This window comes from Pseudomonas sp. Wu6 (genome assembly GCF_019891515.1).
Classification (GTDB): domain Bacteria; phylum Pseudomonadota; class Gammaproteobacteria; order Pseudomonadales; family Pseudomonadaceae; genus Aquipseudomonas; species Aquipseudomonas orientalis_A.
On record NZ_JAFLXH010000002.1, the window covers coordinates 1 to 25,917 of the forward strand.

General features: G+C 61.9%; 20 protein-coding genes, 4 tRNA genes and 1 pseudogene. 12 read left to right on the plus strand and 13 right to left on the minus strand.

Going from position 1 to position 25,917, the window contains the following annotated elements; genetic code table 11:
* Positions 1–206: 206 nt before the first annotated feature.
* Positions 207–1,781, minus strand: a complete 1,575-nt coding sequence (locus J1G34_RS01175; RefSeq protein ID WP_222993078.1) for an alkaline phosphatase D family protein — start codon at positions 1,779–1,781, stop codon at positions 207–209.
* Complete coding sequence (locus tag J1G34_RS01180) at positions 1,778–2,332, minus strand: GNAT family N-acetyltransferase (protein WP_130139067.1); 555 nt, start codon at positions 2,330–2,332, stop codon at positions 1,778–1,780. Before J1G34_RS01180 ends, J1G34_RS01175 begins: the two co-directional genes overlap by 4 nt.
* 190 nt (positions 2,333–2,522) lie before the next feature.
* On the opposite strand from J1G34_RS01180, the gene J1G34_RS01185 reads away from it, so the two are divergent.
* The 6 genes from J1G34_RS01185 to J1G34_RS01210 all read left to right on the plus strand — a co-directional run bounded on the left by J1G34_RS01185 (position 2,523) and on the right by J1G34_RS01210 (position 9,751).
* Positions 2,523–2,930: an ExbD/TolR family protein gene (locus tag J1G34_RS01185; protein ID WP_065893676.1), complete on the plus strand. Its 408-nt coding sequence runs from the start codon at positions 2,523–2,525 to the stop codon at positions 2,928–2,930.
* 2 nt (positions 2,931–2,932) lie between these two features.
* On the plus strand, positions 2,933–3,661 hold the full coding sequence (locus tag J1G34_RS01190; RefSeq protein ID WP_130139066.1) for an energy transducer TonB family protein: 729 nt from the start codon (positions 2,933–2,935) through the stop codon (positions 3,659–3,661).
* 24 nt (positions 3,662–3,685) lie between these two features.
* The gene (locus J1G34_RS01195) at positions 3,686–5,971 is read left to right on the plus strand and encodes a TonB-dependent receptor (RefSeq protein WP_222993079.1); all 2,286 of its coding nucleotides are present in this window, start codon (positions 3,686–3,688) and stop codon (positions 5,969–5,971) included.
* A gap of 24 nt (positions 5,972–5,995) precedes the next feature.
* A complete protein-coding gene (locus J1G34_RS01200) occupies positions 5,996–6,643 on the plus strand; it encodes a MotA/TolQ/ExbB proton channel family protein (protein ID WP_222993081.1) in 648 nt (215 codons plus the stop codon).
* Positions 6,644–6,698: 55 nt separating this feature from the next.
* Entirely contained in the window at positions 6,699–7,916 is a 1,218-nt protein-coding gene (locus tag J1G34_RS01205) for a phospholipase D-like domain-containing protein (RefSeq protein ID WP_222993083.1), read from the plus strand.
* Between the two features lie 95 nt (positions 7,917–8,011).
* The gene (locus tag J1G34_RS01210; RefSeq protein WP_222993085.1) at positions 8,012–9,751 is read left to right on the plus strand and encodes a dipeptidase; all 1,740 of its coding nucleotides are present in this window, start codon (positions 8,012–8,014) and stop codon (positions 9,749–9,751) included.
* Between the two features lie 33 nt (positions 9,752–9,784).
* On the opposite strand, the gene J1G34_RS01215 is transcribed toward J1G34_RS01210, so the two are convergent.
* Positions 9,785–11,440: a M24 family metallopeptidase gene (locus tag J1G34_RS01215; RefSeq protein ID WP_222993088.1), complete on the minus strand. Its 1,656-nt coding sequence runs from the start codon at positions 11,438–11,440 to the stop codon at positions 9,785–9,787.
* Between the two features lie 81 nt (positions 11,441–11,521).
* Between J1G34_RS01215 and pdxR the strand changes: the two genes are divergently transcribed.
* The gene (gene pdxR, locus J1G34_RS01220) at positions 11,522–13,003 is read left to right on the plus strand and encodes a MocR-like pyridoxine biosynthesis transcription factor PdxR (RefSeq protein ID WP_222993090.1); all 1,482 of its coding nucleotides are present in this window, start codon (positions 11,522–11,524) and stop codon (positions 13,001–13,003) included.
* A 213-nt stretch (positions 13,004–13,216) separates the two neighbouring features.
* Here the strand turns inward: pdxR and J1G34_RS01225 are convergent.
* The 4 genes from J1G34_RS01225 to J1G34_RS01240 all read right to left on the minus strand — a co-directional run bounded on the left by J1G34_RS01225 (position 13,217) and on the right by J1G34_RS01240 (position 13,631).
* Positions 13,217–13,292, minus strand: a tRNA-Gly gene (locus J1G34_RS01225).
* A gap of 3 nt (positions 13,293–13,295) precedes the next feature.
* A tRNA-Glu gene (locus J1G34_RS01230) sits at positions 13,296–13,371 on the minus strand.
* Between the two features lie 105 nt (positions 13,372–13,476).
* A tRNA-Gly gene (locus J1G34_RS01235) sits at positions 13,477–13,552 on the minus strand.
* 3 nt (positions 13,553–13,555) lie between these two features.
* Positions 13,556–13,631 (minus strand) — tRNA-Glu (locus J1G34_RS01240).
* A gap of 358 nt (positions 13,632–13,989) precedes the next feature.
* Between J1G34_RS01240 and J1G34_RS01245 the strand changes: the two genes are divergently transcribed.
* Both J1G34_RS01245 and J1G34_RS01250 read left to right on the plus strand, forming a co-directional pair.
* Positions 13,990–14,760 carry a hypothetical protein gene (locus J1G34_RS01245; RefSeq protein ID WP_222993092.1) on the plus strand — a complete coding sequence of 257 codons (771 nt, stop codon included), beginning with the start codon at positions 13,990–13,992 and terminating at the stop codon, positions 14,758–14,760.
* Between the two features lie 117 nt (positions 14,761–14,877).
* Positions 14,878–15,690, plus strand: a complete 813-nt coding sequence (locus tag J1G34_RS01250) for an alpha/beta fold hydrolase (RefSeq protein ID WP_222993094.1) — start codon at positions 14,878–14,880, stop codon at positions 15,688–15,690.
* Positions 15,691–15,726: 36 nt separating this feature from the next.
* On the opposite strand, the gene J1G34_RS27545 is transcribed toward J1G34_RS01250, so the two are convergent.
* The 4 genes and pseudogenes from J1G34_RS27545 to J1G34_RS01265 all read right to left on the minus strand — a co-directional run bounded on the left by J1G34_RS27545 (position 15,727) and on the right by J1G34_RS01265 (position 20,185).
* A complete protein-coding gene (locus J1G34_RS27545) occupies positions 15,727–16,608 on the minus strand; it encodes a methyl-accepting chemotaxis protein (RefSeq protein ID WP_459077107.1) in 882 nt (293 codons plus the stop codon).
* Positions 16,588–17,784 (minus strand): annotated as a pseudogene (locus tag J1G34_RS27550) (HAMP domain-containing protein); the annotation flags it as partial. The gene J1G34_RS27545 and the pseudogene J1G34_RS27550, both read right to left, overlap by 21 nt.
* Positions 17,785–17,808: 24 nt before the next feature.
* On the minus strand, positions 17,809–19,221 hold the full coding sequence (locus J1G34_RS01260; protein ID WP_222993098.1) for an aminotransferase-like domain-containing protein: 1,413 nt from the start codon (positions 19,219–19,221) through the stop codon (positions 17,809–17,811).
* A gap of 202 nt (positions 19,222–19,423) precedes the next feature.
* The gene (locus tag J1G34_RS01265; protein ID WP_065896335.1) at positions 19,424–20,185 is read right to left on the minus strand and encodes an SDR family oxidoreductase; all 762 of its coding nucleotides are present in this window, start codon (positions 20,183–20,185) and stop codon (positions 19,424–19,426) included.
* Between the two features lie 228 nt (positions 20,186–20,413).
* Between J1G34_RS01265 and J1G34_RS01270 the strand changes: the two genes are divergently transcribed.
* Positions 20,414–21,421: an NADP-dependent oxidoreductase gene (locus tag J1G34_RS01270; RefSeq protein ID WP_065935399.1), complete on the plus strand. Its 1,008-nt coding sequence runs from the start codon at positions 20,414–20,416 to the stop codon at positions 21,419–21,421.
* 650 nt (positions 21,422–22,071) lie between these two features.
* Here J1G34_RS01270 and pyrF read toward each other — a convergent pair.
* Positions 22,072–22,770 (minus strand): orotidine-5'-phosphate decarboxylase, encoded by a 699-nt coding sequence (gene pyrF / locus J1G34_RS01275; protein ID WP_065894803.1) that lies wholly within the window; start codon positions 22,768–22,770, stop codon positions 22,072–22,074.
* A 258-nt stretch (positions 22,771–23,028) separates the two neighbouring features.
* Here pyrF and J1G34_RS01280 point away from each other — a divergent pair, with 258 nt between their 5' ends.
* Both J1G34_RS01280 and J1G34_RS01285 read left to right on the plus strand, forming a co-directional pair.
* Positions 23,029–23,793 carry a response regulator gene (locus tag J1G34_RS01280; protein ID WP_065894814.1) on the plus strand — a complete coding sequence of 255 codons (765 nt, stop codon included), beginning with the start codon at positions 23,029–23,031 and terminating at the stop codon, positions 23,791–23,793.
* On the plus strand, positions 23,793–24,827 hold the full coding sequence (locus J1G34_RS01285; RefSeq protein ID WP_128875623.1) for a sensor histidine kinase: 1,035 nt from the start codon (positions 23,793–23,795) through the stop codon (positions 24,825–24,827). The genes J1G34_RS01280 and J1G34_RS01285 overlap by 1 nt, the downstream gene beginning before the upstream one ends.
* On the opposite strand, the gene J1G34_RS01290 is transcribed toward J1G34_RS01285, so the two are convergent.
* Positions 24,824–25,885, minus strand: coding sequence for an AI-2E family transporter (locus tag J1G34_RS01290; protein ID WP_222993100.1), 1,062 nt, complete (start codon positions 25,883–25,885; stop codon positions 24,824–24,826). The two genes, J1G34_RS01285 and J1G34_RS01290, sit on opposite strands and share 4 nt — an antisense overlap.
* Positions 25,886–25,917: the final 32 nt, after the last annotated feature.

Below are 25,917 nucleotides of genomic sequence, written 5' to 3' on the forward strand. Positions count from 1 at the left end.
GCCTGCGTTCGGCCAGCGTGGTTTAACGGGGCGCCTAGGATCAAAAGCAGATCAAGATCAAGAGCGGCTCGCTTCGCATCGTGGTTACGGTTGGGCGCTGCTGAGTTGTGTAGATACCTATGCCCCGATGAGGGAGTGTCAGTAGGCGCATTTTTGACTGAACCAACGCCATCGGGGGCAAGCCCCCTCCCACATTTGAGCCCAGGCTACACAGCCATCGCCCCCGCCCTGCCCGGCTCCACCACAAACGACTGCAACGTCGAGACCGTGGCTGCCGGGTCGCGTGGGTCGCTGATCACGCGAAAGTGCGTGAGCATCTTTCGCGCGTCCAATTCCACCGACACATAGCCACGCTGGCGACTGTCAAAAAACTTCACATGGGGATTGAGCGGCAGGATTTTCGTGAAGGCCTCATAGGGCGGGCCATCGGAGGTCACCGACGAGCCGACGAATTCAGTCGCCACAACCAGTGAGTCCGGGTCATTGGCATCGGCGTGCAGGTCCGTGGTCCAGAAAGAGTGGATATCCCCGCCCCAGAACACCGGGTTATTTACGCGGTTGCGCTGGATGGACGCCAGCATTCGCTTGCGGTTGGCCATATAGCCATCCCAGCCATCGGTCCAGCGGCCGACTTTGTGATGGGTCAGGTCACGCTGCATCAGCGGCGCCACCAACAAGTCCTGGGCGATCACATTCCACTGCGCCCGGGACTGGGCAAAGCCCTGGTCCAGCCAGGCCTCCTGCTGCCAGCCGAGCAAGGTGCGGGCGGGGTCACGCAAGTCGCTGCAGGGGGTGGTGACAATATGTCCTTGGTGGCTGCCATCGGCCGCGATGCAAGGCTGCTCGGAACGGTACTGGCGGCCGTCGAGCACATGGAAGCGCGCGAGCCGCCCATAGTCCAGGCGCCGGTAAATGCGCATGTCCGGGCCCTGCGGCCGGCTGCTCGCACGCAACGGCATATGTTCGTAGAACGCCTGGTAAGCCGCCGCCCGTTGCTGGAGAAACCGCGCCACGGGAATTTTCGGGTCCTGGGACCAGCGGTTGGCATAGTCGTTCTGCACTTCATGGTCGTCCCAGGTAGCCACGCTCGGCGCGGCGGCGTGCAGGGCCTGCAAATCGGGATCGGTCTTGTACAGCGCGTAGCGGTTGCGGTAGTCGCTCAAGCTCACCGCATTACCGCTGCCGTGGGCGCGAAACACTTTGCCGGAGTCCGCCGCGTAGGAGCTGTCGTAAATATAGTCACCGAGAAAAAACACCAGGTCGGGGCGCTCGGCAGCGAGATGACGGTAGGCACTGAAATACCCGCGCTCCCAATGCGAACAGGAGACGAACCCGAGCCGGGCGGACGCCATCTCATGCCGCGCAGGCGTGGTGCGTGCCTGACCAATCGGACTCTGCGCGCCAAGGCCCTCGAACTGATACCAGTACGGCCGGCCCGTCGCCAACCCCGCCACCTCGACATGTACCGAGTGGGCAAAATGCCCGGTCGCCATCACCTCGCCCTGTTGCACAATCCGCGTCATCGCCGCATCGCTGGCCACCCGCCAGCGCACCGGCACCGCACGCTGCAATCCACCGCGTCCGTCCTCGGCATTGAACAACGGCGCCAGGCGCGTCCATATCACAAAGCCATCCGGCAATGGGTCACCGGACGCCACGCCGAGGGTGAACGGATAATCCACCCCGGCACTGCGCGCAAACGGGCTGAGGATGGAAAACGCCGTAGCGACCGCCAGGCCGCCGAGTACCCGGCGTCGGGTGTGGTCTATATCGCCGCTCACAGGCAGCGCTCCCAGTCGTCACGCACGCTGGCAAACCCGAGCAGGTCCTCAAACACGCCGTTCTTTAGAAACGCCTGGCGCATGCAGCCTTCATAGCGCAGGCCGATCTTTTCCATGACCCGCGCCGATTCCTTGTTACGAGCAAAACACTGGCTACCCACGCGTTGCAAGCCTAACTCGTTGAACCCGAAGTCCATCACCGCCCTCGCCGCTTCCGCCGCGTAACCCCGGTTACGGCAATGCGCCGCCACCCAACCACCCAAGTGCCCATAGCGATGCCGAGCATTCATACGCAGGCTGACCATGCCGATCAATTCATCGGTGTCGTGCACATGCATCCCCAGGTTCAGCAGCTCGCCGGTGCGGTACTTGTCGGCGATCCCGGCAATGAAGTCACGGGCGGTTTCCAAGGTGTAGGGCGACGGAATGTTCGCGGTGTTGTCGGCAATTTCCGGCCCGTTGGCGAGGGTGAAAAGCACCTGTGCCTGATGCATTTCCAGTGTTCGCAACAACAGTCGCTGGGTCGATAATCGAGGCAGTGTGGTGGGCATGTGCGCCGGCTCTCGCGATAAATTTCTCGAGCATGTACGTCCTGGATGTCAGTTTCGTTACGCCCAAAAACTGACGGGTAAGTTTTCTGAAAGCCCCGTCCTAGAGCTTTAAAATCGTCAATTAAAGTTAACCATTCGGTCATTTTTGCTTGCTAGCGTGCTGCCCCTAATTCAATAACGGGGTAACGGAATGAGAACCTGGGATGAACCCAAGAAGCGCAAGGCGCACATCGAACTGATCCCGATGATCGACGTGATGATGTTCCTCCTGGTGTTTTTCGTACTGGTGAGCTTGAACGTGATTCCGGCCCTGGGCATGAAGACTCAGTTGCCCAGCGCCAGCAGTTCACAGCAGCTCAAACCGCAGAACAAATTCATCCTCACCCTGGGCCTGGAAGGCCAGTTGCAACTGGACGGCAAGGACCTCTCGGTGGACGCGCTGGTGCCGGCGCTGAAGGCGGCGCAAAAGCCCGATACCCAGTCGACGATCATCGTCAACAGCGACAAAGGCGTAGAGGTTTCGCGCCTGGTGGAAGTGATGGACACCCTGCGCCTGGGTGGCTTCACCTCCGTGTCCATTGCCACGCGTAAGTCCTGATCATGTACCTGCTGTTTCGAGTACGTCAGTGGCTGGGCAGTGTCCCGGCCTTGGTCGCGCTGGTGCTGATTGCACTGGGTATCCAGTCCCAGACCTTGAAGGTCGAGCCGGTGTACGACGAGTCGGCGGTCGAGCTGGCGTTGGTCGAGCCGGAGCCGGAGGTGGTCCCGCAGCCTGTGGTGGAACAGGCGCCGCCACCGCCGGTGATCGAAGACGAGGAAGCCGAGCCCGCCCCACCGCCGCCACCGCCGAAACCGGTGCCAAAACCCGAACCCAAGCCCAAGCCCAAACCTGTGCCCAAGCCTGCGCCCGTGGTTGCCAAGCCCACGCCGACACCGCCACCGGTGGCCGCCAAGCCTGCGCCCGCGCCGGTTGCGCAGGCGGCCCCGACACCCGCCCCGCCCGCGCCGCCAAAGGTCGACAGCCAGGCGCTGGAAGGCGGTTACCTCAAGGGCTTGCGCAACGAGTTGGACACCTACAAGCAGTACCCCACCGGGCGCCAGGCCTCCCTCGAACGCCCGAGTGGCGAAGTGGTGGTGTGGCTGCTGGTCGACCGCCAGGGCCGCGTGCTGGATTCCGGCCTGCAAACCCAGGCCCCGAGCATGTTGCTCAACCGGGCCGCCACCAACAGTTTGCGTCGCATCAAGCAAGTCAAGCCGTTCCCCGAGCAGGCGTTCGGGGGCCGCAATGAGCAGCGCTTCACCGCCACCTTCAACTACAGCGTGCAATAAGCACGCGCCACCAGGACGACAGTGATGAAGTTCACCCGCATTCACCTGGCACTCGTTGCCGCGACCAGCATGACCCAGACAATGGTCATGGCCGACCCCGGCGACAGTGACGTCGGCACCATTGGGGTCCAAGGCAAAGCCAGCGCCGGGGGCGGTTACATGGTGCCCGAGGAAAGCATCAAGGGCCGCTCCACCGTGACCAAGGAGGCGCTGGACAAACAGACGGCGACGGGCAACGCCATCGACAAGCTCAAGTACACGCCGGGCCTGAACATTTCCAGCGAGGACAACACCGGCCTGTCGGGCTTTCGCTTCACCATGCGCGGCATGAACTCCGACCAGGTGGGCATGTCGGTGGACGGCATGCCGATCAACGATTCGGGCAACTATGCGCTGTATTCCAACCTGCTGGGCGACCCGGAAAACCTCGACCAGATCTTCGTCACCCAGGGCGCCTCGGAGTCCGACGGCCCGCACATCGGTTCCAGTGGCGGCAATATCGGCATCGTGACGATTCGCCCGACCAAAGAGACCGGCGCCTTCGTCAAACAGATCGTCGGCAGCAACGCCACGCGCAAGACCTTCGCCCGCCTCAACACCGGCGAAATCAACGGCCTGAGCAACTGGCTGTCGGCGTCCCATACCGAGGGTGATATGTGGCGTGGTTCGGGCGCCGTGCGCGCGGACAAGGTGGAATGGAACAGCTTCTTCGACGCCGGCAACGGCAACACCGCCAACCTGATCCTCAAGTACCACGAGCAGGACAACAACAGCTACAGCCAGTTGACCAAGGCGCAGTTCCAGCAAAACGGCCGCAAATACGACCCCTACCCGGCCACACCAACGGTGGGCGGCAACGGCAAGTACAACAGCTACTATGCCCTGGCGCAGAACCCGTTCCAGACCTTCACCGCCGTGCTCAACACCCAGTTCAAACTGGCCGACAACCTGGCCCTGTCGGTGATCCCGTATTACTTCTGGGGCAATGGCAGCGGCGTCGGCTCATCGAGTTATGCGCTCAACCGTGGTTCGAACCAGGGCGGCGTATTCGACCTTGGCAATCTGCCAACCGCCGCCCAGTACAACGCCGACGGCACGCCGAACAGCGGCATGTACTACCGCCCTTCGCGCACCCAGACCTGGCGTCCGGGCATCACCACCAAACTGACCTGGGACCTGGGCGACCACAGCCTGCAATTGGGTTACTGGTACGAGCGCGCACGCCAGAGCCAGACCCAGCCGTTCATCCCGCTCAAGAGCAATGGCAAGCCGGTCGACACCTGGCCGGATTCCAACAGCGCCGTCGTCGACGCCAACGGCAACCAGGTCCAGGGGCGCGACCGCTTCACCGTGACCCCGGCGCAAAAAGTCTGGGCCCAGGACACCTGGTACATCAACCCGGACTGGACCTTCATCGCCGGCCTGGCCTACATGAACGTCGAGCGTGACGGCACCAACCACGGCAGTCTCAACGAACAACCGGAAAAACGTAACCAGACCTACAACAAACTGCTGCCCAACGCCGGCCTGAAATACCAGTTGGACGAGCGCGACCAGTTGTTCTACAGCCTGTCGCGCAACATGCGCGTACCGCAGAACTACGCGCTCTATGACAAAGGCGCCGGCTCCATCGACCTCGAGCCGGAAACCAGCTGGAACCACGAACTGGGCTGGCGCTACAGCGGCGACGACATGACCCTGGCCGCAACCCTGTTCTACATGGACTTCAAGAATCGCCAGGTTTCGTCCAAAGACATCAATGGCGACTCCGCCGATATCAACGTCGGCGCCGTCACCAACAAAGGCCTGGAACTGGAATGGAGCGGCCTGCTGCCCCACCATTTCAACTACTACACCTCCTACACCTACACCAAGGCCGAGCAGCAGGACGACATGACCGTCTACAACGCAGGCCGGGCCATCCTGTTGCCCACCAGCGGCAAACAGTTCGCCAACGTGCCGAAGAACATGCTGGCGGCCAACATCGGTTACGACGACGGGCGCTTCTACGGCACCTTCGGCGGCAAATACACCAGCAAGCTCTACGGCGACCTGACCAACGACGAAGCCATTTCCGCGCGCACCGTGTTCAACCTCGGCGCGGGTATCTACCTGCCGGTCGACAAAAAGGTCGTGAAGGACGCCACCCTGCGCCTGAACGTCGACAACCTGTTCGACAAGAAATACCTGGACGGCGTGTACACCACCAAGACCAACGCCGCCAGCTACAGCGGTTTTCGCGATGGCGACCCGGCGTACATCGTCGGCCTGGACCGCACCGTCACGGTTTCGCTGGAAGCGAATTTCTAAGACTGACCCAAGAGGAACGCAAGCATGGATATGAACCTGCTTCACGACATCACCTTCTATGTGATGTATGCCGCGATGGCCATCGCGATTTTCATCGCCATCGAGCGCGGCATCTACTTCGCTTATGTGCGCCGCCAGGCTCGCGCCTTGATCGACGCCCTGGGCGCCACCGTGCACAGCGAACGCGACCTGCCCGAACCGCTGACCCGTCGCGACAGCCTGCCGCTGAACATGATCCTGCCGGTATTGGCCCAGAAGGCGTCCCACGGATCGCGCAAGGACCTCGACGACGAAATCGACACCCAGTACCTCAAGACCCGCGCGCCGCTGGCCCGCAGCCTGTGGATCATCGAGACCATCACCACGGCGGCCCCGCTGCTCGGCCTGCTGGGGACCATCCTGGGCATCATCGACACCTTCAAGGCCCTCGCCACCGCAGGCGTATCGGACCCTGGGCAGATTTCCGGTGGTATCGGCACAGCCTTGTTCGCCACCGGGCTGGGGATCGCCATCGCGCTGTTCTGCGTAGTGTTCCATAACTTTTTCCAGGACAGCCTGGAGCGCATCAATGACCAGTTGAAGATCCTGCTGATCCGCGCCTCCAACGGGGCCCGCGCCCACGAAGAAGTGCCGCACCGCGTGCCCACGCCACTGCACAGCCGCACGACCTGACCTTTACGGCGGGCGCGTCATGGCCCGCCTGTTCTTTTTGCGCAATGAGACGCTTATGTCCCTTTCGATGAAGTTGCGTGTCGCAGGCCTCGCCGGTTTGCTCCTCAGTCCGCTGGCCCTGGCGGACTTTTCAATTGCAGGGTTTGAACTGGTGCACACCGTGCCGGTGGACACCGCATTGGGCACTGCCGATCTGCGCCAGCCGGGCCCGGTGTGGATCGAGCTGTTCGACGGCGCAAAAAACCGCATCGATATCGGCCAGTTCTACGCAGCCGACCATCCCGGCTCGGTGATGGACAAGGTCATCGAACACCTGGAAGCCGCCGGTAAACGCGGGGTGAAAATTCGTTTCCTGCTCGAAGAAAAAGGCATCAAGTTATCGGATACGGCCACCCTGGAACGCTTGCGCGCCATTCCCAACCTGACCTTGCGCGTGCTGCCCTTCGGACAATTGAGCGGCGGGATCATCCACGCCAAATACATGGTGGTGGACGCCAGTCAGGCGTTTATCGGCAGCCAGAATTTCGACTGGCGCTCCCTGGAACATATCCACGAAACCGGTCTGCGTATCAGCGACGCGAGCGTGGTCGGCCAGGTCCAGGCGATCTTCGACCAGGACTGGCGAGCCCAACAGGCCCTCAGCGACAAGCAACCGGTGCCACTGCCCACCGCCGGACAGGCGCCTGCGCGCACCGGCAACTATCTGGTGGCCAGCCCGCAACGCTACAACCCGCCCGGCGTGGGCGATTCACAGCAGGAACTGCCGCGCCTGCTGGGCGAAGCGAAGAAGGAGGTGCGCGTGCAGTTGCTTGACTATGCGCCGCTGTCCTACGGACCGGATCGGACCCGCCCTTACTATGCAGTGATCGACAACGCCGTGCGCGCCGCTGCTGCGCGTGGGGTGTCGATCAAGTTGATGGTGTCCAACTGGAACACCGACCCGCTGGAACTGCCCTACCTCAAGAGCCTGGCGGTGCTGCCCAACGTACAAATCAAGATCGTCACGCTGCCCGAGGCCAGGCAAGGCTTCATTCCCTATGCACGGGTGATCCACAGCAAGACGATGGAGATCGACGGGCAAGTGGCGTGGGTCGGCACCAGCAACTGGTTAGGCGGTTACCTGGATAATTCACGCAATCTGGAGGTGGTGATGCGCAGTGAGGCGATGGCCAGACGCGTAGGGCAATTGCATGAGCAATTGTGGGACGGCCCCTACGCCAGAGCCTTGAACGTGACTGATGAGTACCCCGCCCCTCACCCTGGCCAGCATTGACCTCGAGCACCTGAGTAATGCTAGTGTGTGGAAATGTTTCTGACTTATCCGTCAGAAACACCCTACTCACTGCCTGCAAGGGAATGCCTCCAACCATGCACTTTCCACTGAAAAAACTCGTGACTGCCACGCTGTTCGCCGCCGGCCTTGCGGCGGTTACCACGCCTGCGCTCGCCAACATCACTGCCGAACAAAATACCGCGATTCTGAATAGTTTCGCAGACACATCCGTCAGCGACTTCCGCAGTTTCCTCGGCACCCTGGCCAAGGGCGACCTGGGCAAGTCCGGTGATATCGCCCCGGCCATCAGCGCCTTTCTCAATGACAAAACCCTGAGCACCGAGCAGCAGAACGAGATCAATCGCCTGCTTGGCATTTACACACGGGTCAAGTACGGCAAGGCGGCCCTGGAAACCTTGCGCGAACTGGTGGAAATTCCGACGTTCAACGTAGACGGCCTGCCGCAGTACAAAAACCCGGAATTCCTCAAGATCGCCGACAGGATCCAAGCCCTGGCCAAGTCCTTCAACCTGAACTTCCGTAACGTCGATAACCGCGTGTATGAAATTTCCCTGGAAGGCAGCGGTGACGAAGTGGTGGGCGTGCATGCCCACGCCGATGTGGTCCCGGTGACGCCGGAAAACTGGGTGCTGAAGGATGGCACCAGGCTGGACCCGTTCAAGGTCACGCTGATTGGCGACCGCATGTATGGTCGCGGCACCGAGGATGACAAGAACGCCATCGTCGTGGCGATGTACGCCATGAAGGTGATCAAGGAAGAAAAGCTGCCGCTGGCGCGCACGTTCAAGCTGCTGGTGGACACCACCGAAGAAACCTCCGGTGACGCCATTCCCTACTATTTCGAACGCAATCCTGTGCCGAACTACAACCTGGCGCTCGATGGCGGTTACCCGGTGGTGATCGCCGAAAAAGGCTCGGGCACCGTCATGGCCACTTTCCCGGTGCGCAAGGGTGAAGGCACCGGCGCGGAAATTATCGCAATGACCGGCGGCAAGGCCACCAACCAGATTCCATCGGTCTCGGTCGCCACGCTGGTCAGCGATAACCCGGCTGAACTGGCGGCCAGCCTGCAGCAGGCCGGTAATGACTATGCCAGGCGCAATGGCGGCAATTTCCAGGTGAGCGCCCAGGTTGACGGCAAGAACGTCAAACTGACCGTCACCGGCGTGTCGGCCCATTCTTCGGAACCCGAATCCGGGGTCAACCCGGTGGCACGTATGCTGGAATTGATCCACAGCGTCGATGGCAAGATCGCCCTCAAGCACAACCACATCACGGATGCTGCGCAGTACGCGGCGGACAACTGGGGCCTGGATTACCTGGGTGGCAAATTGGGCGTGGACTATGCCGATGACTTCATGGGGCCGCTGACCACCTCACCGACCTTTGTCGGCCTGGATGACAAAGCCTTCCAGCTGGCAGTCAACCTGCGTGCGCCAAAGGGTAAAGCCCCGGAGGCACTCAAGGCACAGATCGAGCAGAAACTGAACGCCTGGAACACGCAAGCCAAAGTCAACGTCAACTTCACCTATTCGCTGGACAAGCCGATGTACCGCAACCCCGAAGGCGAGTGGGTAAAAGCCCTGCTGGCGGTGGCCACGGAAAACCTGGGCATGCAGCACAAGTTCGGCACATCCGCCGGCGCCACGTCCGTGCACGACCTGCCCAACGGCGTGCAATTCGGCCTGGCCCGCCCGGAAGAGAAGTACACCGGCCACACCGACGGTGAGTTCAAGACTGTCGAGCAGTTCCTGCTGGACCTGCAGATTGTGACCGAAATGATGGGACGCGTCGGCCAGTTGCCCAAGCTCTGATCCATTCTCGAGCCCGCCGCAACGGCGGGCTCTTCACGCCTGCAACATCAACATATCCTCAAAGAACCCACCGACCGGTTCAGTGGGATGGCACAGCTGGATCTCCAGCACCCAGGCCATTTCACTCGGCGGGATGTCCAGTTCCGCCAACTGTTTGCTCTCGAACAACGCATGGGGAAAATCCGCCAGGCGATGCCCTGCCAGATTGCGTGCCAGCCGCCAGCCCTTGGCCACGGCGCTCTGTTCGGCGAAGTCGTAGAGTTCGCGCCCGGTCAGACCGCGCAGCCAGGCCTGGCGGGTTTCATCGAACACCTGGTGCAGTGCGGTGGTGCAGGCCAGGTGCAGGGGCGAGTCGCCGAAGACAAACGTGTCGCCATAGTCGCCTTCGTAGCCGTCCCACACCGGGCCAAGGTCGACCACCACGATATCGCTGGCGCGCAGCCTGCGCTGGCGATCGATACCCTCACGGGGCGGGCGCACCGTGTCGGCGCCAAACCGGATGTAGGTGGGGTGCCAAGTGTGCGACGCGCCCATGGCCTGCAATTGCCCGGCGGCCATTTCCAGCGCCTGGCCGGTGGTCATGCCGACTTTCAAGCGGCTGACGATAGCTGCCAGGGCGCGTATGGATTTCTCACGCGCCGCCAGCATGCCGTCCAGGGAATAACGCGGGCCGACTTTTTCCCAGATCGGGTCGAACGCCGGCGGTGCCGTTTCCGCGCTTGACCGACCACTGGCGACAAACGCCTCCGCGACAAACCGATGGCTCGGCAGACCCGCCTCCAGGCACTGGGTTCGCACCTGGCTGAGCATGGCGCCGTTCCCGCAGGCATAGACCTGGGCCACCTCCCAGCGATGACCATGACTCAATGCAACCTCCTGCACCCTGCCCTCCGATGAGCGCACGGGATGCCAGCGAAACCGTGGATGTTCGAGCACTGCTTGATCCAGGAAGGCGCTGTCGTAGAAGTCCGCCGAGTGCGCGCCGCCCCAATACAACGTCACCTCGAGATCACGTTTGAGGGCGGTCAGCAGGATCGGCTTGATGCCGGCGTAACCGGTGCCCGTGGCGAACAGCACCACGGCCTCGGCGGCATCGTCCTGCCAGGTACAGGCACCGAACGGACCTTCCAGTTGCAGGCGGTCGCCCACGGCCAGGCCATCCAGGATGCCTTCGGAAAAGTACCCGCCGCTTACCCGACGAATCTGCAAAACCAAGCGCCCACCGTCCTCGGCAGGCAGGTTGGCAATCGAGAAACTGCGCGTATCGCCGTGTTCCAGGCAGAGCTTGAGGTACTGCCCTGGCCGCACTGCCACAGGTGCGTCGGGCAACAACACCAACTCGATAACAGCAGGGCCGATTGCCTGCTTGCTGAGTACGTGTGCGTCAAACACCAGCGCCGGCGTATCCAATGACCAACCGGGAATTTCCAGGCGCATGTCGGTGCAGGCACGGCTCTGGCACAACAGCATTTCATTGGCGGCCAGGGGGTAACAAGGCGCGGGCGCGTCCGGGGCCAGGCGCTTGGCCTGGTACTCGCCTTGGGTGACCACCACCTTGCACGAACCGCACGCACCACGGCGGCAGGAGAACGGCACGGCCAGGCCGCTGGCAAGCATGGCGTCAAGCAACAGCTCGTCGCCGGCCTCAAAGCTTTTGCCCGAGGGGGACAGTTCGATGACATGCCGCATAGCTGAGGACCCGAGAATGAGTGAAGCCTGATTGTTACGCTAGACTAGGCCCATTAGAACCTCCAGTTTTGGATACTTCAGATGGTCCAGATGCGTAAATGGCGCCCCTTACTCAAGCTCGACGCCGACTCGCCCCATGCCTCCTACCGCAAGATAGCCGAGGGCCTGGTGACCGCGATTGTCGAGGGGCGCCTGCCGCCCGGCACCTTGCTGCCAGGGACGCGGGAAATGGCGCAGTTGCTCGACGTCAACCGCAAGACGGTCATCCTGGCCTACGAAGAAGCCTTGACCAAAGGCTGGCTGATCAGCGAGCCGCGTCGCGGCACCTTCGTCAATGCCCAACTGACGCCCAAGCAACTGCCCGGTCATGCCCTGCAGTCCTTCGCGCCGCCCATTCTGGCGCAGCCGGTGGTGCCGTATTTCGCCCACAACGCGCAGGTCACCGCGCTGCAGCATCGGCATGACGCGCTGTTTTTCGACAACGGCACCAGCGACCACCGCCTGCTGCCGCAAGCGGTGCTGCATCGTTACTACCGCAACGCCCTGCGCAACAGCTTTGCCTCCAACACCGTACGCTACGGCAGCGAAGGCACCGGCTATCACTTGCGCTGCGCCCTTGCCGAGATGCTGCGCAGCAATCGCGGGCTGGCCGTCAACGCCGACAATATCTGCCTGACCCAGGGCACGCAGATGTCGCTGTACCTGAGTGCCAGTTTGCTGATCAAACCGGGCGACGTGGTACTGGTGGAGCGCTTGAGTTACCCGCCGGCGTGGGAGATTTTTCGTCAGTTGGGCGCGCACCTGGTCACGGTGGACATGGACGAAGAAGGTTGCCGTACCGACCAGATCGACCGTTTATGCCGGCAGCACAAGGTGCGCATGATCTACGTCACGCCGCATCATCAGTTCCCTACCACCGTCAGCCTGCACGCCGCGCGGCGCCAACAGCTGTTGACGCTCGCTGCATTGAACGACTTCTGCATCATCGAGGAAGACTACGACCACGAATTCCACTTTAACGGTCGCCCCTACCTGCCGCTTGCCAGTGACCGTTCCCAGCGCCACGTGATCTATATCGGCTCGCTATCCAAAGCCTTGGGCTCGACGTTTCGCTGCAGCTATATCGTGGCGCCCGCCGAGGTGGTTGAAGCCCTGCACCGCAATGCGGCGCTGATGCTGGGGGACGCCGACGCCGTCGCTCAGAAAATGCTGGCCGACCTGATCAATGAGGGTGAACTGAAAAAGCACCTGCGCCGCGTGTCGAAAGAATATCGAGGGCGCCGGGAGACGTTGCAAACCTGTCTGCACGAGTCGCTGGGCGATCGTATCCAGGTGCGCGAGCCCGAGGGCGGCCTGGCGTTGTGGGTGCGTTTCGAGGATGAGATCGACGTGGATCGAATGGTAAAAACAGCCCTGGGCCACGGACTGGTGGTGCGCAGCGGCCGGCAGTTCTCGCCGACGGGCCAGCCGGAGAATGCGCTGCGCTTGGGCTTTGCGTCGCTCAATCAGGCAGAAATCCGTCAGGCTACGTTGCGGCTGGCTCAAGCGGTGAATGCTCTTTAACACCATTGAACGTTCCCACGCTCTGCGTGGGAATGCCGCCCTGGACGCTCCGCGTCCTGCTTTCAGCGCAAAATACGGCAGGTGCGCAAGGTGACGCGGAGCGTCACGGGATGCATGCCCACGCAGAGCGTGGGAACGATCAATACGATCAGCGCTGTTATATAAATCGCAGACAAAAAAAAGCCACTCGTTTGAGTGGCTTTTTCTTTGAATTGGAGCGGGAAACGAGACTCGAACTCGCGACCCCGACCTTGGCAAGGTCGTGCTCTACCAACTGAGCTATTCCCGCAAATGGCGTCCCCTAGGGGACTCGAACCCCTGTTACCGCCGTGAAAGGGCGGTGTCCTAGGCCACTAGACGAAGGGGACACGCTACTGAAACACATGGTGTGTATTCCAGTGCCCAGAGGCCTCATCCGAAGATGGGGTCCTGGTTTCACTCAATGCCGCCCGAAGGCCACACTGCTTGTAAATTGGAGCGGGAAACGAGACTCGAACTCGCGACCCCGACCTTGGCAAGGTCGTGCTCTACCAACTGAGCTATTCCCGCATATGGCGTCCCCTAGGGGACTCGAACCCCTGTTACCGCCGTGAAAGGGCGGTGTCCTAGGCCACTAGACGAAGGGGACACACGTACAACATTCACTCCCTACCGCGTTTCGCTGTGTGCTTTACGCTGTAAGTGGCGCGCATTCTATGGATGGATTCATAGGTCGTCAACCCCCAAGGATAAATTTATTTAAATCAATGACTTCGCCCCGGTTTACCGGCCCGCCCGGGCATTCTGGCCGCCCAAGCCCTGGCGCCTATATTCTGGCGCTCGACAAGGCGCTATAGTTGGACCAGGCAAATGATGGCAATGTGCAGTCACGCCAGGAACACTTACCTATATAGAAGAAACAACCTGGGCAACTGGTCGAACAGTCCTATCCGCCGGATAGCTCAGTCACTACACTCCACAGCAAACCCCATAAAGAGGTCACACCGGTGACACCACTCATGATCACCCTGCTGGTTATAGCCGGGATCGCAATACTGATCGCCATTGGCTACATGAACCATGTGGTGGAAAACAATAAGCTGGAAAAGCAGCGTACCGAAATCGAGCTCAATGATCGGCTGCGTCGCTGTGGTGAAATCACCGAGACCTTTCCTGGCCAATTGATGACCCCGGCGCTCAAGCTGTTGCTGACCCGCCTGGAACTCAACGTCAACCAGCGCCTGCTGAACCTCAACAAATCCAGCGGCCCGCTCAAGGCACGGATCGCTGAGCTCAACGCACTGATCGCTCAGGGCGAATCGATTCCGGTGGCCAATCCGCCCGCGCCGATCCAGACCGAAGCCAAGGCCAAGGATGTGCGCTTTTTGCTCGAAGCGTTGCACGGCCAAGTCACCCGCGCGGCCCAGGACGGTTTCCTGCCGGCCAACGAAGCGAAGCACTGGATCAAGGAAGTCCGCCATATCCTGGTGCTGCTGCACATCGAGTTCTTCAACAACCTCGGTCAGCATGCCCTGCAGCAAGGGCAACCGGGCCAGGCGCGCCTGGCGTTCGAGCGCGGCGTGCAGTACCTGCGCAAACAACCGGAACCGGGGCTGTACAGCGCACAGCTGAAAACCCTGGAGTCGCAATTGGCCCGCGCCAACTCCACGGTGTTGACCAACAGCCAGCCAGTCGAAGACGAAGTCAACGAACTGACCGAAGGCCTGAAAGTCGTCGACGCCGATGCCGAGTGGAAAAAGAAAGCCATCTACGATTGATAGCCTTCTGGCTATGTGGCGACATCCGGTCGCCACGTGCCATCAAAATGCACCTATCCCCCCGCCCCCGACTAGGGTAAAAAAGTGCCCCTCACTCCGTGAAGTTAGAGGCCTGCTATGCCTGTCGCCGTGATTGATGGACAACCGCTGCACTATATCGACCAGGGCACAGGCCCGGTCGTCCTGTTGGGTTCGAGCTACCTGTGGGACCGCAACATGTGGCCATCGCAGATCGACGCACTGTCGCAGCAATACCGTGTAATCGTCCCTGAACTGTGGGGTCATGGCGAGTCGGGCACGCTGCCCGCAGACACCCGCTCCCTTGACGACCTGGCACATCAGCACCTGGCGCTGCTGGACCAGCTGAATATCGCGCAGGTCAACCTGGTCGGTCTGTCGGTCGGCGGCATGTGGGGCGCCCGTCTCGCCTTGCTGGCACCTGAGCGCCTCAACAGCCTGGTGCTGATGGACACCGACCTCGGCGCCGAGCCGCACGCCACGCGCGAGTATTACTTCTCGCTGTTCAAGATGATTGAAGACGCCGGCGCCATTCCTGAACCGTTGCTGGACGTGATCGCGCCGATCTTCTTCCGGCCGCAAATCGACCGCGAATCAGCGCTGTATCAGGACTTTCGTCAGTCACTGCAGGATTTTTCCCGGGAACGCCTGCTGGACAGCGTGGTGCCCCTGGGTCGCTTGATCTTCAGTCGCGAAGACATCCTCGATCAGCTGCCTCGCCTGGACTGCGACACCACCCTGGTCATGTGCGGCGAACAGGACAAGCCCCGCCCACCCGCAGAAGCCGAGGAAATGGCCAATCTGATCGGCTGTGCCCTGACCTTGATTCCCGACGCCGGGCATATCTCCAGCCGGGAGAATCCGGAGTTCGTCAATGAAGCGCTACTGACGTTCCTTGCCAACAACGCCTGATCCCGTTCGCCACTGGTCGCGGCGCTCCGGCTGCGATCAGAGGCGGAAGTGCCCCACCATGCCCTTGAGTTCCGCGCCCAGTTGCGCCAGCTGGATGCTCGACGCGGCGTTGCCTTGCATGCTCAACGCCGATTGATCGGCACTCGCGCGGATGCTGGTGACGCTGCGGTTGATCTCTTCGGCCACCGAGCTCTGCTCCTCGGCCGCGGCGGCAATCTGCTGGTTCATCTGCTGGATCAATGACACCGCTGCGGCAATGCTGCCCAGGGCGCTTTCGGTTTCCAACGCATCACTGACGGCCAGTTTAACCAACTCGCCACTGTGCTGAATCTGCTGCACCGACGACTGCGCCGCGCTGCGCAAGGTGCTGACCAGGCGTTCGATTTCCTCGGTCGATTGCTGGGTACGCTTGGCCAGGGCCCGCACCTCGTCGGCGACCACCGCAAAGCCGCGCCCTTGCTCGCCTGCGCGGGCCGCTTCAATCGCAGCGTTCAGGGCGAGCAGGTTGGTTTGCTCGGCGACGCTCTTGATCACACTCAACACCGCACCGATGTTCTGGATCTCCGCGCTGAGGCTCTCGATGCTGGCACTGGCACTGTTGCTGGAGGTGGCCAGCAGTTCGATGCGCTGCAAGCTCGAGCGCACCACCTGCTGGCCACTGTCGACCTTGTCATCCGCCGTCTGCGCAGCTTGCGCGGCCTCTTCGGCGTTACGCGCCACGTCATGCACCGTGGCGGTCATCTGGTTCATCGCCGTGGCCACCTGCTCGGTTTCCTCCTTCTGGCTGCTGACCTCGATGTTGGTCTGCTCGGTCACGCTGGACAACGAATGCGCCGAGTTGGCCAGTTGCTCGATCCCCGCCTGCAACCCGCTGACCATATGGCTCAAGCCGTTGCCCATCTGCTGCATCGCCTGCATCAGCTGGCCGATTTCATCGCGGCGATTGACCTCCATGCGCCCAGTCAGGTCACCGGAGGCAATCTGCTGGGCCACGGCGATTACCCTGCGCAGCGGCGCCACGATCATGCGGGTAATCCCCCATGCCGCCATCAGCCCCACCAGCAACGCCAGGGCGGATGACCCGATGATGAGCAGCGCGCTGCTGGCCAGTTGCGCCTGCATCGACTGGTCTTCGGCGTCATAGGCCTGGTTGACCCGGCTGACCACCTGATCGGCGCGATCATGCAATTGTTTGTAAACCACTTTTTCCTGCGCCAGCAGGCCGGTGTATTCGCCAAGCTTTTCGCTGAACGAGGCGATATGCCCGGACACTTCATTCAGCACGGTCTGGTAACCGGAGTCCTTGACCGAGGTTTTCAGTTGCTCGGCCTGGGCCAGCGCCTGGTCAGCCTGTTCGATCCTGCCCTGCTCGGCCTCGTCCGCGTCGGCCTTGCGGCTCTGATCCAGGCGCAGCCGCGCTTCGTTCATCGCCTGCAACATCAACCGCGACACCTGGCTCACCTGCCCCGCCTGCTCGATAAATTCGGCGCCGTCCTTGCCCTGGCTTTCCTTCAGGGCATAGGCGCCGTCGTCCGCCAGGCCGGCCTGCAACACATCGAGATTATTGGCCACGCTGGACACCGACCAACTGGCCATTTCCAGGGCCAAGTCCTTGGTCTGGGTCAGTTCGACAAACTCGTCGAACGCCTTGCGGTAGGCGACCAGGGCTTGCTCCACCTCGGTCATGACCGGCACGTTGGCGGCGGACTGGCCCTTGAGGCTGACCGCCAGCGCAGTCAGCGCGTCGACACGTTCATGCAGGGCATCCACCGCCTTGGGGTCGGCGTGCAAGGCGTAATCCTGTTCGATCAGGCGCACCTTGAGCAGGTCGCTGTTGAGCGAAGACATCCGCTTGAGGCCCTCGAAGCGCTGACCCACGGTTTGCAGGGACCCTACGCCGATGGCCGCGACCAGTGCCGTCAGCAGCAGCACCAGGGTGAACCCCAAGCCCAGTTTTTTCGCCATACCGAGGTTGGCAAAACGTCGTTGCGTGCCCGAAATCATTGCACTTGAGTCCTCTCGCAATGGCAGATGCCATAAACCCGCCTGACCAGCAGCGAGATTGGCAACCACGGGGCACTGAGCACAAGTCATTGGCGCCACAATAATGGCAAAAAGCTACACGCCCGTCGTTTTCAGAATGGTCGAGGTCGATCTGGCGGGCCCCAGGGCACGGAACAGCGCCAATGCTCGCTGATCCGCCGCATAGGCCACGTTGATGCGCAGCCACTCGCTGCATTCACCCTTCGGGTTGAACAACGTTCCCGGTGCCAACAACACACCCAGCCTGCGGGCACACGCCTGCACGCGCGAAGGGCTTTGCGCGCCAGGTCGCGCCCACAGGAACATGCCGCCGGCAGGTACCGCAAACACTTGCCATTCTTCATCCTCCAGCACCTGCAGGGTGGCGGCCATTTGCGTATTCAGACGCTTGCGCAGGCGCTGCACCCACTTGCGGTAGGTACCGTTGGCCAGCAAGGTCGCCACCATGGCCTCGGCAAACCGCGAAGTGCCAATGCCCGTCAGGGTCTTGAGATGAGCCAGTTGCGCGATGATCGCCGCACCGGCGCTCAGGTAGCCCACGCGCAGGGCACTGCTCAGCGTCTTGGAAAAACTGGAGACATAGATGACACGATCTTCATGGGGCAACGCCGCCAACCGCGTGCAGCTGGCATGTTGCAGGTCGCCGTAGACGTCTTCTTCGATGATCAGGAAATCGCGGCTGCGGGCCAGCGCCAGCAAACGTTCGGCCACCGCGTGGCACAGGCTGGTGCCGGTAGGGTTGTGATAAAGGCTGTTGATGAACAGGCACTTGGGGCGATGGCATTGCAGGTGTGCCTCAAGCGCTGCGATGTCCGGGCCGCTGCGCGTGCGCGGCACTTCGAGCAAGGTGACCCCGTGAAACGCCAGTTGCCGATAGAGGTTGCCGTAGCCAGGGGTCTCGACCACCACCGTATCGCCCGCCTTGAGCAACGTCCGTATCAGCAGGTCCAGGGCGTGGCTGGCGCCGTGGGTCGTCAGGATGCACTCCAGGCTGCTGGGCACGTGGATCCGGGTCAGGCGCTTGAGCAATTGTTCACGCAGGGCCGGCAATCCCAGGGGTGTGCTGTAGTTGAACAGCCCGGCGGTGTCGGTACGGCTGACTTCGCGGATAGCGTAGTTGATGTCATCGCTCTCGCGCCAGGCGTCCGGTAGCCAGCCGCAGCCGAGCTTAAGCTCGCCCAAAGGGCCATCGGTAAAGCTGCCCCATCCCAGTTCGGCGCCTTCGTGCCACGGGTTTTCCTGAACGACCGCGGGTTGCGCGACCACGAACCCGGCACCGTTTTTCGAGGCCAGCAGCCCCTGGGCCGCCATCCGCTCGAAGGCTTCGATCACGCTGGACTGGCTCAGCAGGTTGTCGAGGGCCAATTGCCGGACGGACGGTAAGCGTGTGCCGGGGCTCACCCCATTGTTGCGAATCCATCCCGCGACTGCGCTGATGATTTGCTGCACCACCGGTACTGGGGCTTGTCGATCAATCCCTAAATCCATGAGCCACTCACTTCAACTGTTTGTTATTCAACCCAAACAGTTAAGCACAGAAGCTCAAGAAAGCTCGTCCTAGATAGTTATTAAATCATTGATTTTATTAGATTTTTTACCTAATGATACACATTCAATCACGGCTTTTTGCCAGCTATGGAAACACCCCACGCCACCCCAGCACTTTTCGAACAGGTTGCAGTGTGAAGTCCTAAATCGCCGTGGCACCGCCGTCCACCGCCAGGGCCTGGCCGGTGGTGAAGGCCGCACCATCGCTGCACAGATACAACACGGCGCTGGCGATTTCCTCGACCTTGCCAATGCGCCCGACCGGGTGCATCGCCGCCGCAAAGTCGGCCTTGCGCGGGTCGGCTTCGTAGGCGCGTCGGAACATGTCAGTGTCGATCACCGCCGGGCACACGGCATTGACGCGGATTTTCTTTTTCGCGTACTCAATGGCTGCCGACTTCGTCAGGCCGATCACCGCATGCTTGGACGCCGCATAGATGCTCATCTTCGGCGCCGCCCCCAAACCCGCTACCGACGCCGTGTTGACGATGGCGCCCCCGCCCTGGGCCAGCAACAGCGGCAGTTGATGTTTCATGCACAGCCACACGCCTTTGACGTTGACCCCCATGATGGCATCGAACTCATCCAGCGTACCGTCGGCCAACTTGCCCTTCTCGATCTCGATCCCGGCATTGTTGAAGGCATAGTCCAGGCGGCCATAGGCGGCAACGGTCTGCGCCATCAATTGCTGCACATCCGCTTCCAGGGTGACGTTGCAGCGCACAAACAACGCCTGGCCACCGGCTTGCTGAATCAGCGCCACAGTGCCCTCGCCGCCCGCCACATCAAGGTCGGCCACCACCACTTTCAAGCCTTCGGCGGCAAACGCCAGCGCGCTGGCGCGCCCAATACCGGCGGCAGCGCCGGTCACCAGGGCGACCTGGCCGGAAAATGTCATGCTCATGGGGAATGTCCTGTGGGATTGATAACCGTGGAGCGAGTCTAGCCAACGATGGGAGCGGCGCGTCAGCACTATCAGAAGCCCGGTGGGTGCTGCATGAGTCCTGGTGATAAGGCCATACGGCCGAGTATCAACCCTGTCTATCGGCAAGCATTCGCGTGGCTCGAACAACCTTGCTCGCGGGCCGTTACTTGTCTATGACTGGTACTTCATTTCTAAAGAGTTGCCGCCATGACTGCCCAGACCAACCGCCAGTTCCTGCTTGCCAAACGCCCGGTCGGAGCGGCCACGCGGGACACCTTCACCTATCAGGAAGTCCCGGTGGGCACACCCCGGGACGGGCAGATACTGGTGCACAACGAGTACCTGTCCCTCGACCCCGCCATGCGCGGCTGGATGAATGAGGGCAAGTCCTACATCGCGCCGGTGGGCCTTGGCGACGTCATGCGCGCCTTGGGCGTGGGCAAGGTGATTGCCTCCAACCACCCGGACTTTGCGGTCGGCGACTACGTCAACGGCGCCTTGGGCGTACAGGATTACTTCCTCGGCGAGCCACGCGGCTTCTACAAGGTCGATCCGAAACTCGCGCCGCTGCCCCGCTACCTGTCCGCGCTGGGCATGACCGGCATGACCGCCTACTTCGCGCTGCTGGACACCGGCGCGCCCAAGCCAGGGGAGACCGTGGTGATTTCCGGCGCCGCCGGTGCGGTCGGCAGCATTGCCGGACAGATCGCCAAACTCAAGGGCTGCCGCGTGGTGGGCATCGCCGGAGGCGCCGACAAGTGCAAGTTCCTGGTGGACGAACTGGGCTTTGATGCGGCCATCGACTACAAACACGAAGACGTACCCGCCGCCCTCAAGCGCGAGTGCCCCAAGGGCGTGGATGTCTATTTCGATAATGTTGGCGGCGAGATTCTCGACGCAGTGCTCAGTCGCCTGGCGCTGAAAGCGCGAGTGGTGATTTGCGGCGCCATCAGCCAGTACAACAACAAAGAAGCCGTCAAAGGCCCCGCCAACTACTTGTCATTACTGGTCAACCGCGCACGGATGGAAGGCTTTGTGGTGATGGATCACGCGGCGAACTTTGCCGCCGCCGGGCAGGAAATGGCCGGCTGGATGGCCCAGGGCAAGCTCAAGAGCAAAGAGGATATCGTTGAAGGTTTGGAAACGTTCCCGGAAACGCTGATGAAACTGTTCAACGGCGAGAACTTTGGCAAATTGGTGCTGAAGGTCAGCTGACACACGCCATTTACAACGGTGGGAGGTGGCTGGCCCCAATGCCAGTCAAGGCTTTTTGTAGGAGCGAGCTTGCTCGCGAAAAACTCACAGGCACCGCGTTTATTCAGGAAGCACGCGTTATCGTTGACGTTTTTCGCGAGCAAGCTCGCTCCTACACAACGCAGCCGCGCCCACCCGTAACCACGATGCGAAGCGAGCCGCTCTTGATCTGCTTTTGATCTTAGGCGCCCCGTTAAACCACGCTGGCCGAACGCAGGCTTGAATCCGTGGGTAACCCGGCAGGACGCCGGGTTAGCCGCACTGGGCCAGGGATGGCCCATTGCGGCGGCCCACGGATTCAAGCCGGAGAGAGGGCACACCGAGCCTAGGCGAGGTGCCGAGTGGTGGGGCAAGAGCGTTTTGCTTACTTTTGCGCTTTTCAAAAGTGAGCCGCCGTCAGGGCGGAACCCTAAGCAGCCGTGACCTGAATAACGGATATGTACTCGGTCTGATCCAAAATACTAGCCAATCCTGAGGCCGCCATCGGGGGCAAGTCGAATCGTCGCACCGCCCCTCCCACATTGAATCGTGGAGCACCAGTAAGATAGCTACAGGCTGCCGGACCAAGACAGGAGGCAATCCCCCTGCCACATTTCAGTGCCCGGCTGGGGTCAGGCGATTTCAGCAACGACCGCCGCCAACGCCTTAGCCGGATCGGCCGCCTGGCTGATCGGCCGGCCAATCACCAGATAATCCGAACCGGCATCCAGCGCCTGACGCGGCGTCAGAATACGACGCTGATCATCCTGGGCGCTGCCCGCCGGACGAATGCCTGGCGTGACCAGTTGCAACGACGGATGAGCCGTCTTGAGCGCCTGGGCTTCCAGCGCCGAACACACCAGGCCGTCCAGACCGGCTTTCTGCGCCAGGGCCGCCAGGCGCAGCACCTGCTCCTGCGGCTCGATATCCAGGCCGATACCGGCTAGGTCTTCGCGCTCCATACTGGTCAGCACAGTCACCCCGATCAACAGCGGTTTCGGCCCGCTGCGCTGCTCCAGCACTTCACGGCAGGCACTCATCATGCGCAAGCCACCGGAGCAGTGCACGTTGACCATCCACACGCCCATCTCGGCCGCAGCCTTGACCGCCATGGCGGTGGTATTGGGGATATCATGGAATTTCAGGTCGAGAAACACTTCGAAGCCCTTGTCACGCAGGGTGCCGACGATTTCCGCCGCGCAACTGGTGAACAGCTCCTTGCCGACCTTGACCCGGCAAAGCGCGGGGTCCAACTGGTCAGCCAGCTTCAGTGCGGCGTCACGGGTGGGGTAGTCCAGGGCGACGATGATAGGAGTCTGGCAGACGGACATTGGAATGGGCTCTCAGGCAAGTCGAAATCGGCGCGGATTGTAGCGCAAGCGGCGCCGTTGCGGGATCCGATGATCGGTAAATACTGATTCTGCGTGGATTGGCCCAGGTTTGCGGCCATTGTTTCAAAGTCGATACATTCACGACATGCCCCCAACATGCCCCACCGCTAGCCTCGCCGCATGACCGACCGTCCAGCACTTCCAGCCATGGGGCTGGGCGCCTATGCTGACCGTAACAATCAGGCAGATGATCGCACTATGCATACTCCTTCCGTCCCGGTAAACGATGCGCACACAGGCGCGGTGATCGCCGACGACAAGCGCTGGAACACTCGCGCGCTGATCGTCGATGACGATGTGCCGATTCGTGAATTGCTGATCGATTACCTGGCGCGCTTCAATATTCTCGCCACGGGTGTGACCGACGGCGCAGCGATGCGCCAGGCCATGCAAGGCGAAACCTTCGATGTGGTGGTGCTCGACCTGATGCTGCCCGGCGAAGACGGCCTTACCCTGTGCCGCTGGCTGCGGGCTGAATCGGACATTCCGATTCTGATGCTCACCGCCCGCTGCGAACCGACCGACCGGATCATCGGCCTGGAGCTGGGCGCCGACGACTATATGTCCAAACCGTTCGAACCGCGCGAACTGGTGGCCCGTATCCAGACCATCCTGCGCCGGGTGCGCGATGATCGTACCGAGCAGCGCGCCAATATTCGCTTCGACAACTGGCGGCTCAACAGCGTGTTGCGCCAACTGGTGGCCGACAACGGCCTGGTGGTGCCACTGTCCAACGCCGAATTCCGCCTGCTGTGGGTGTTCATCGAACGCCCGCGCCGCGTATTGAGCCGCGAGCAATTGCTGGATGCCGCGCGCGGCCGGTCGATCGAAGCCTTTGACCGCAGCATCGACCTGCTGGTCTCGCGCCTGCGCCAGAAACTGGGAGACGACCCCAAGGCCCCGCAACTGATCAAGACCGTACGCGGCGAAGGCTACCTGTTCGACGCGCGGGATATCGGTTGATGCGCGCCACCTTCAATACGTTGTTCGGGCGGCTGTTCGGCGTGCTGCTGGTGGCCATCGTGCTCGCGCATCTGCTGGCGTTTTTCTGGTTCCATCATTACGGCCCACCACCGCCACCGCCGCAGGACACCTTCGTCGAGCAGCCGGATGGCTCGATGAAGCCGCTGGTCAAGCCTCACCGTCCCTGGTTCGGTGGCCCGGTGGTGCCGCTGACGTTTCAATTCATCTCGCTGATCATCGCCGCGTGGTACGGCGCCAAGCTGCTGAGCCGGCCGATCCAGCGCCTGAGCGCGGCGGCCGAGCGTTTGAGTCTTGACCTCGACAGCCCGCCCCTCGAAGAATCCGGGCCCCGCGAAGCGCGCCAGGCCGCATCGACCTTCAACCTGATGCAAAGGCGCATCCGCGAACAGGTCAGCCAGCGCGCGCGCATGCTCGGGGCGGTCTCCCATGACCTGCGCACGCCGCTGTCGCGGCTCAAGCTGCGCCTGGAACAGATCGAAGATACCCGGCTGCAAGGTCAGATGCGCCAGGACCTGGACGACATGATCGGCATGCTCGACGCCACCTTGAGCTACCTGCATGAACAGCGCACCAGCGAGACCCGACACTGGCTCGACGTGCAGGCGCTGGTGGAATCGCTGAGCGAAAACGCCCAGGACCAAGGCAGCGATGTGCACGTGGGCGGCACCTGCGCGCCCTTGCAGGTGCAGCCCATGGCATTGCGTTCGTGCCTCAACAACCTGATCGACAATGCCCTGCGCTATGCAGGTTCAGCCCGTGTAGAACTGGCGGACAGCCGCGGGGCGCTGGTGATCCGGGTGATTGACCATGGCCCCGGCATCGCCCCCGACAAGCGCGAAGCGGTGTTCGAACCGTTCTTTCGCCTGGAGGGCTCGCGCAACCGTAATTCCGGCGGCGTCGGCCTGGGCATGACGATCGCCAGGGAAGCGGTCGAGCGCCTCGGCGGCCACCTGAGCCTGGAAGACACGCCAGGCGGCGGATTGACCGCAGTGATGTGGCTGCCCAGGGCTTAAAGCGGCTTGTCTTCGCGCCGCGCCTGGGCCTGGGTCGCGCTCCAGTCCGTCAACAGGCTGTAGGCCACCGCGAGCAAGGTCGGGCCGATAAACAGGCCGATGAAACCGAACGCGATCAAGCCGCCGAACACGCCCAGCAACACGATCACCAGCGGCAGGTTGCCGCCACGGCTGATCAGGTATGGCTTGAGCACGTTGTCGACACCGCTGATGATGAAGGTGCCCCATACGCCTAGGAACACCGCGTAGGTGTAGTCGCCCTTCCACGCCAGCCAGGCCGTGGCCGGGATCCACACCAGCGGCGGGCCCATGGGAATCAGGCTGAGCAGGAACGTCACGCCGCCCAGCAGCAACGCACCGGGCACCCCGGCGATCAGGAAACCGATCAGCGCCAGCACCGCCTGGGCCGCAGCCGTGCCGATCACGCCGTTGACCACCCGTTGCACCGTACCGGCCACCAGTTCGATGTAATAACTGGCACGGTCGCCGATCAGGCGTTCAAGCAGCCGATGCACGAACATCGCCAGGCGCGGCCCGTCGCGGTAGAAAAAGAACACAAAAACCAGGCTCAAGGTCAGTTCGAGGATACCGCCGCCAATCTGCGCACTGCGCGCCAGCAACCAGTTGCCGACCTGGCCGAGGTACGGCTTGATGCTGAGCATCAGCGCCGCGCCCTGTTGGTCGATGCTGTCCCATGTCGCCACCAGCCGCTCGCCGATAACCGGGATCGAGCCCAGCCAGGCGGGCGCATCGGGCAGGCCGTCGACCTGGATATCCTTGATCAGCACGACGGCATCGCGCACATGGTCCGCCAGGTTGAACCCCAGCCACACCAGCGGCAGCGCTACCAGCAACATCCAGCCCAGCGTCAGGATACCGGCCGCCAGCGATTCGCGACCGCCCAGCCCGCGTGTCAGCAGTACCATCAGCGGCCAGCTCGCGAATGCCAGCACCGCGCCCCAGAACAGCGCCGACCAGAACGGCGCCATGACCCAGAAGCTGGCACCAAACAGCACCAGCAGCAGGATTTGCACCAGCAGGCGATCGTTATTGAGCATGGGGTATCTCGAAAAGAGTCGGTAGAAGAGAG

Bases quoted from the DNA above. Each gene is read 5' to 3' on its own strand.
- J1G34_RS01180 (WP_130139067.1), bottom strand. From the start codon at position 2,332: ATGCCCACCACACTGCCTCGATTATCGACCCAGCGACTGTTGTTGCGA.
- J1G34_RS01185 (WP_065893676.1), top strand. From the start codon at position 2,523: ATGAGAACCTGGGATGAACCCAAGAAGCGCAAGGCGCACATCGAACTG.
- J1G34_RS01190 (WP_130139066.1), top strand. From the start codon at position 2,933: ATGTACCTGCTGTTTCGAGTACGTCAGTGGCTGGGCAGTGTCCCGGCC.
- J1G34_RS01195 (WP_222993079.1), top strand. From the start codon at position 3,686: ATGAAGTTCACCCGCATTCACCTGGCACTCGTTGCCGCGACCAGCATG.
- J1G34_RS01200 (WP_222993081.1), top strand. From the start codon at position 5,996: ATGGATATGAACCTGCTTCACGACATCACCTTCTATGTGATGTATGCC.
- J1G34_RS01205 (WP_222993083.1), top strand. From the start codon at position 6,699: ATGTCCCTTTCGATGAAGTTGCGTGTCGCAGGCCTCGCCGGTTTGCTC.
- J1G34_RS01210 (WP_222993085.1), top strand. From the start codon at position 8,012: ATGCACTTTCCACTGAAAAAACTCGTGACTGCCACGCTGTTCGCCGCC.
- J1G34_RS01215 (WP_222993088.1), bottom strand. From the start codon at position 11,440: ATGCGGCATGTCATCGAACTGTCCCCCTCGGGCAAAAGCTTTGAGGCC.
- pdxR (WP_222993090.1), top strand. From the start codon at position 11,522: ATGGTCCAGATGCGTAAATGGCGCCCCTTACTCAAGCTCGACGCCGAC.
- J1G34_RS01250 (WP_222993094.1), top strand. From the start codon at position 14,878: ATGCCTGTCGCCGTGATTGATGGACAACCGCTGCACTATATCGACCAG.
- J1G34_RS27545 (WP_459077107.1), bottom strand. From the start codon at position 16,608: ATGCAGGCGATGCAGCAGATGGGCAACGGCTTGAGCCATATGGTCAGC.
- J1G34_RS01260 (WP_222993098.1), bottom strand. From the start codon at position 19,221: ATGGATTTAGGGATTGATCGACAAGCCCCAGTACCGGTGGTGCAGCAA.
- J1G34_RS01265 (WP_065896335.1), bottom strand. From the start codon at position 20,185: ATGAGCATGACATTTTCCGGCCAGGTCGCCCTGGTGACCGGCGCTGCC.
- J1G34_RS01270 (WP_065935399.1), top strand. From the start codon at position 20,414: ATGACTGCCCAGACCAACCGCCAGTTCCTGCTTGCCAAACGCCCGGTC.
- pyrF (WP_065894803.1), bottom strand. From the start codon at position 22,770: ATGTCCGTCTGCCAGACTCCTATCATCGTCGCCCTGGACTACCCCACC.
- J1G34_RS01280 (WP_065894814.1), top strand. From the start codon at position 23,029: ATGCATACTCCTTCCGTCCCGGTAAACGATGCGCACACAGGCGCGGTG.
- J1G34_RS01285 (WP_128875623.1), top strand. From the start codon at position 23,793: ATGCGCGCCACCTTCAATACGTTGTTCGGGCGGCTGTTCGGCGTGCTG.
- J1G34_RS01290 (WP_222993100.1), bottom strand. From the start codon at position 25,885: ATGCTCAATAACGATCGCCTGCTGGTGCAAATCCTGCTGCTGGTGCTG.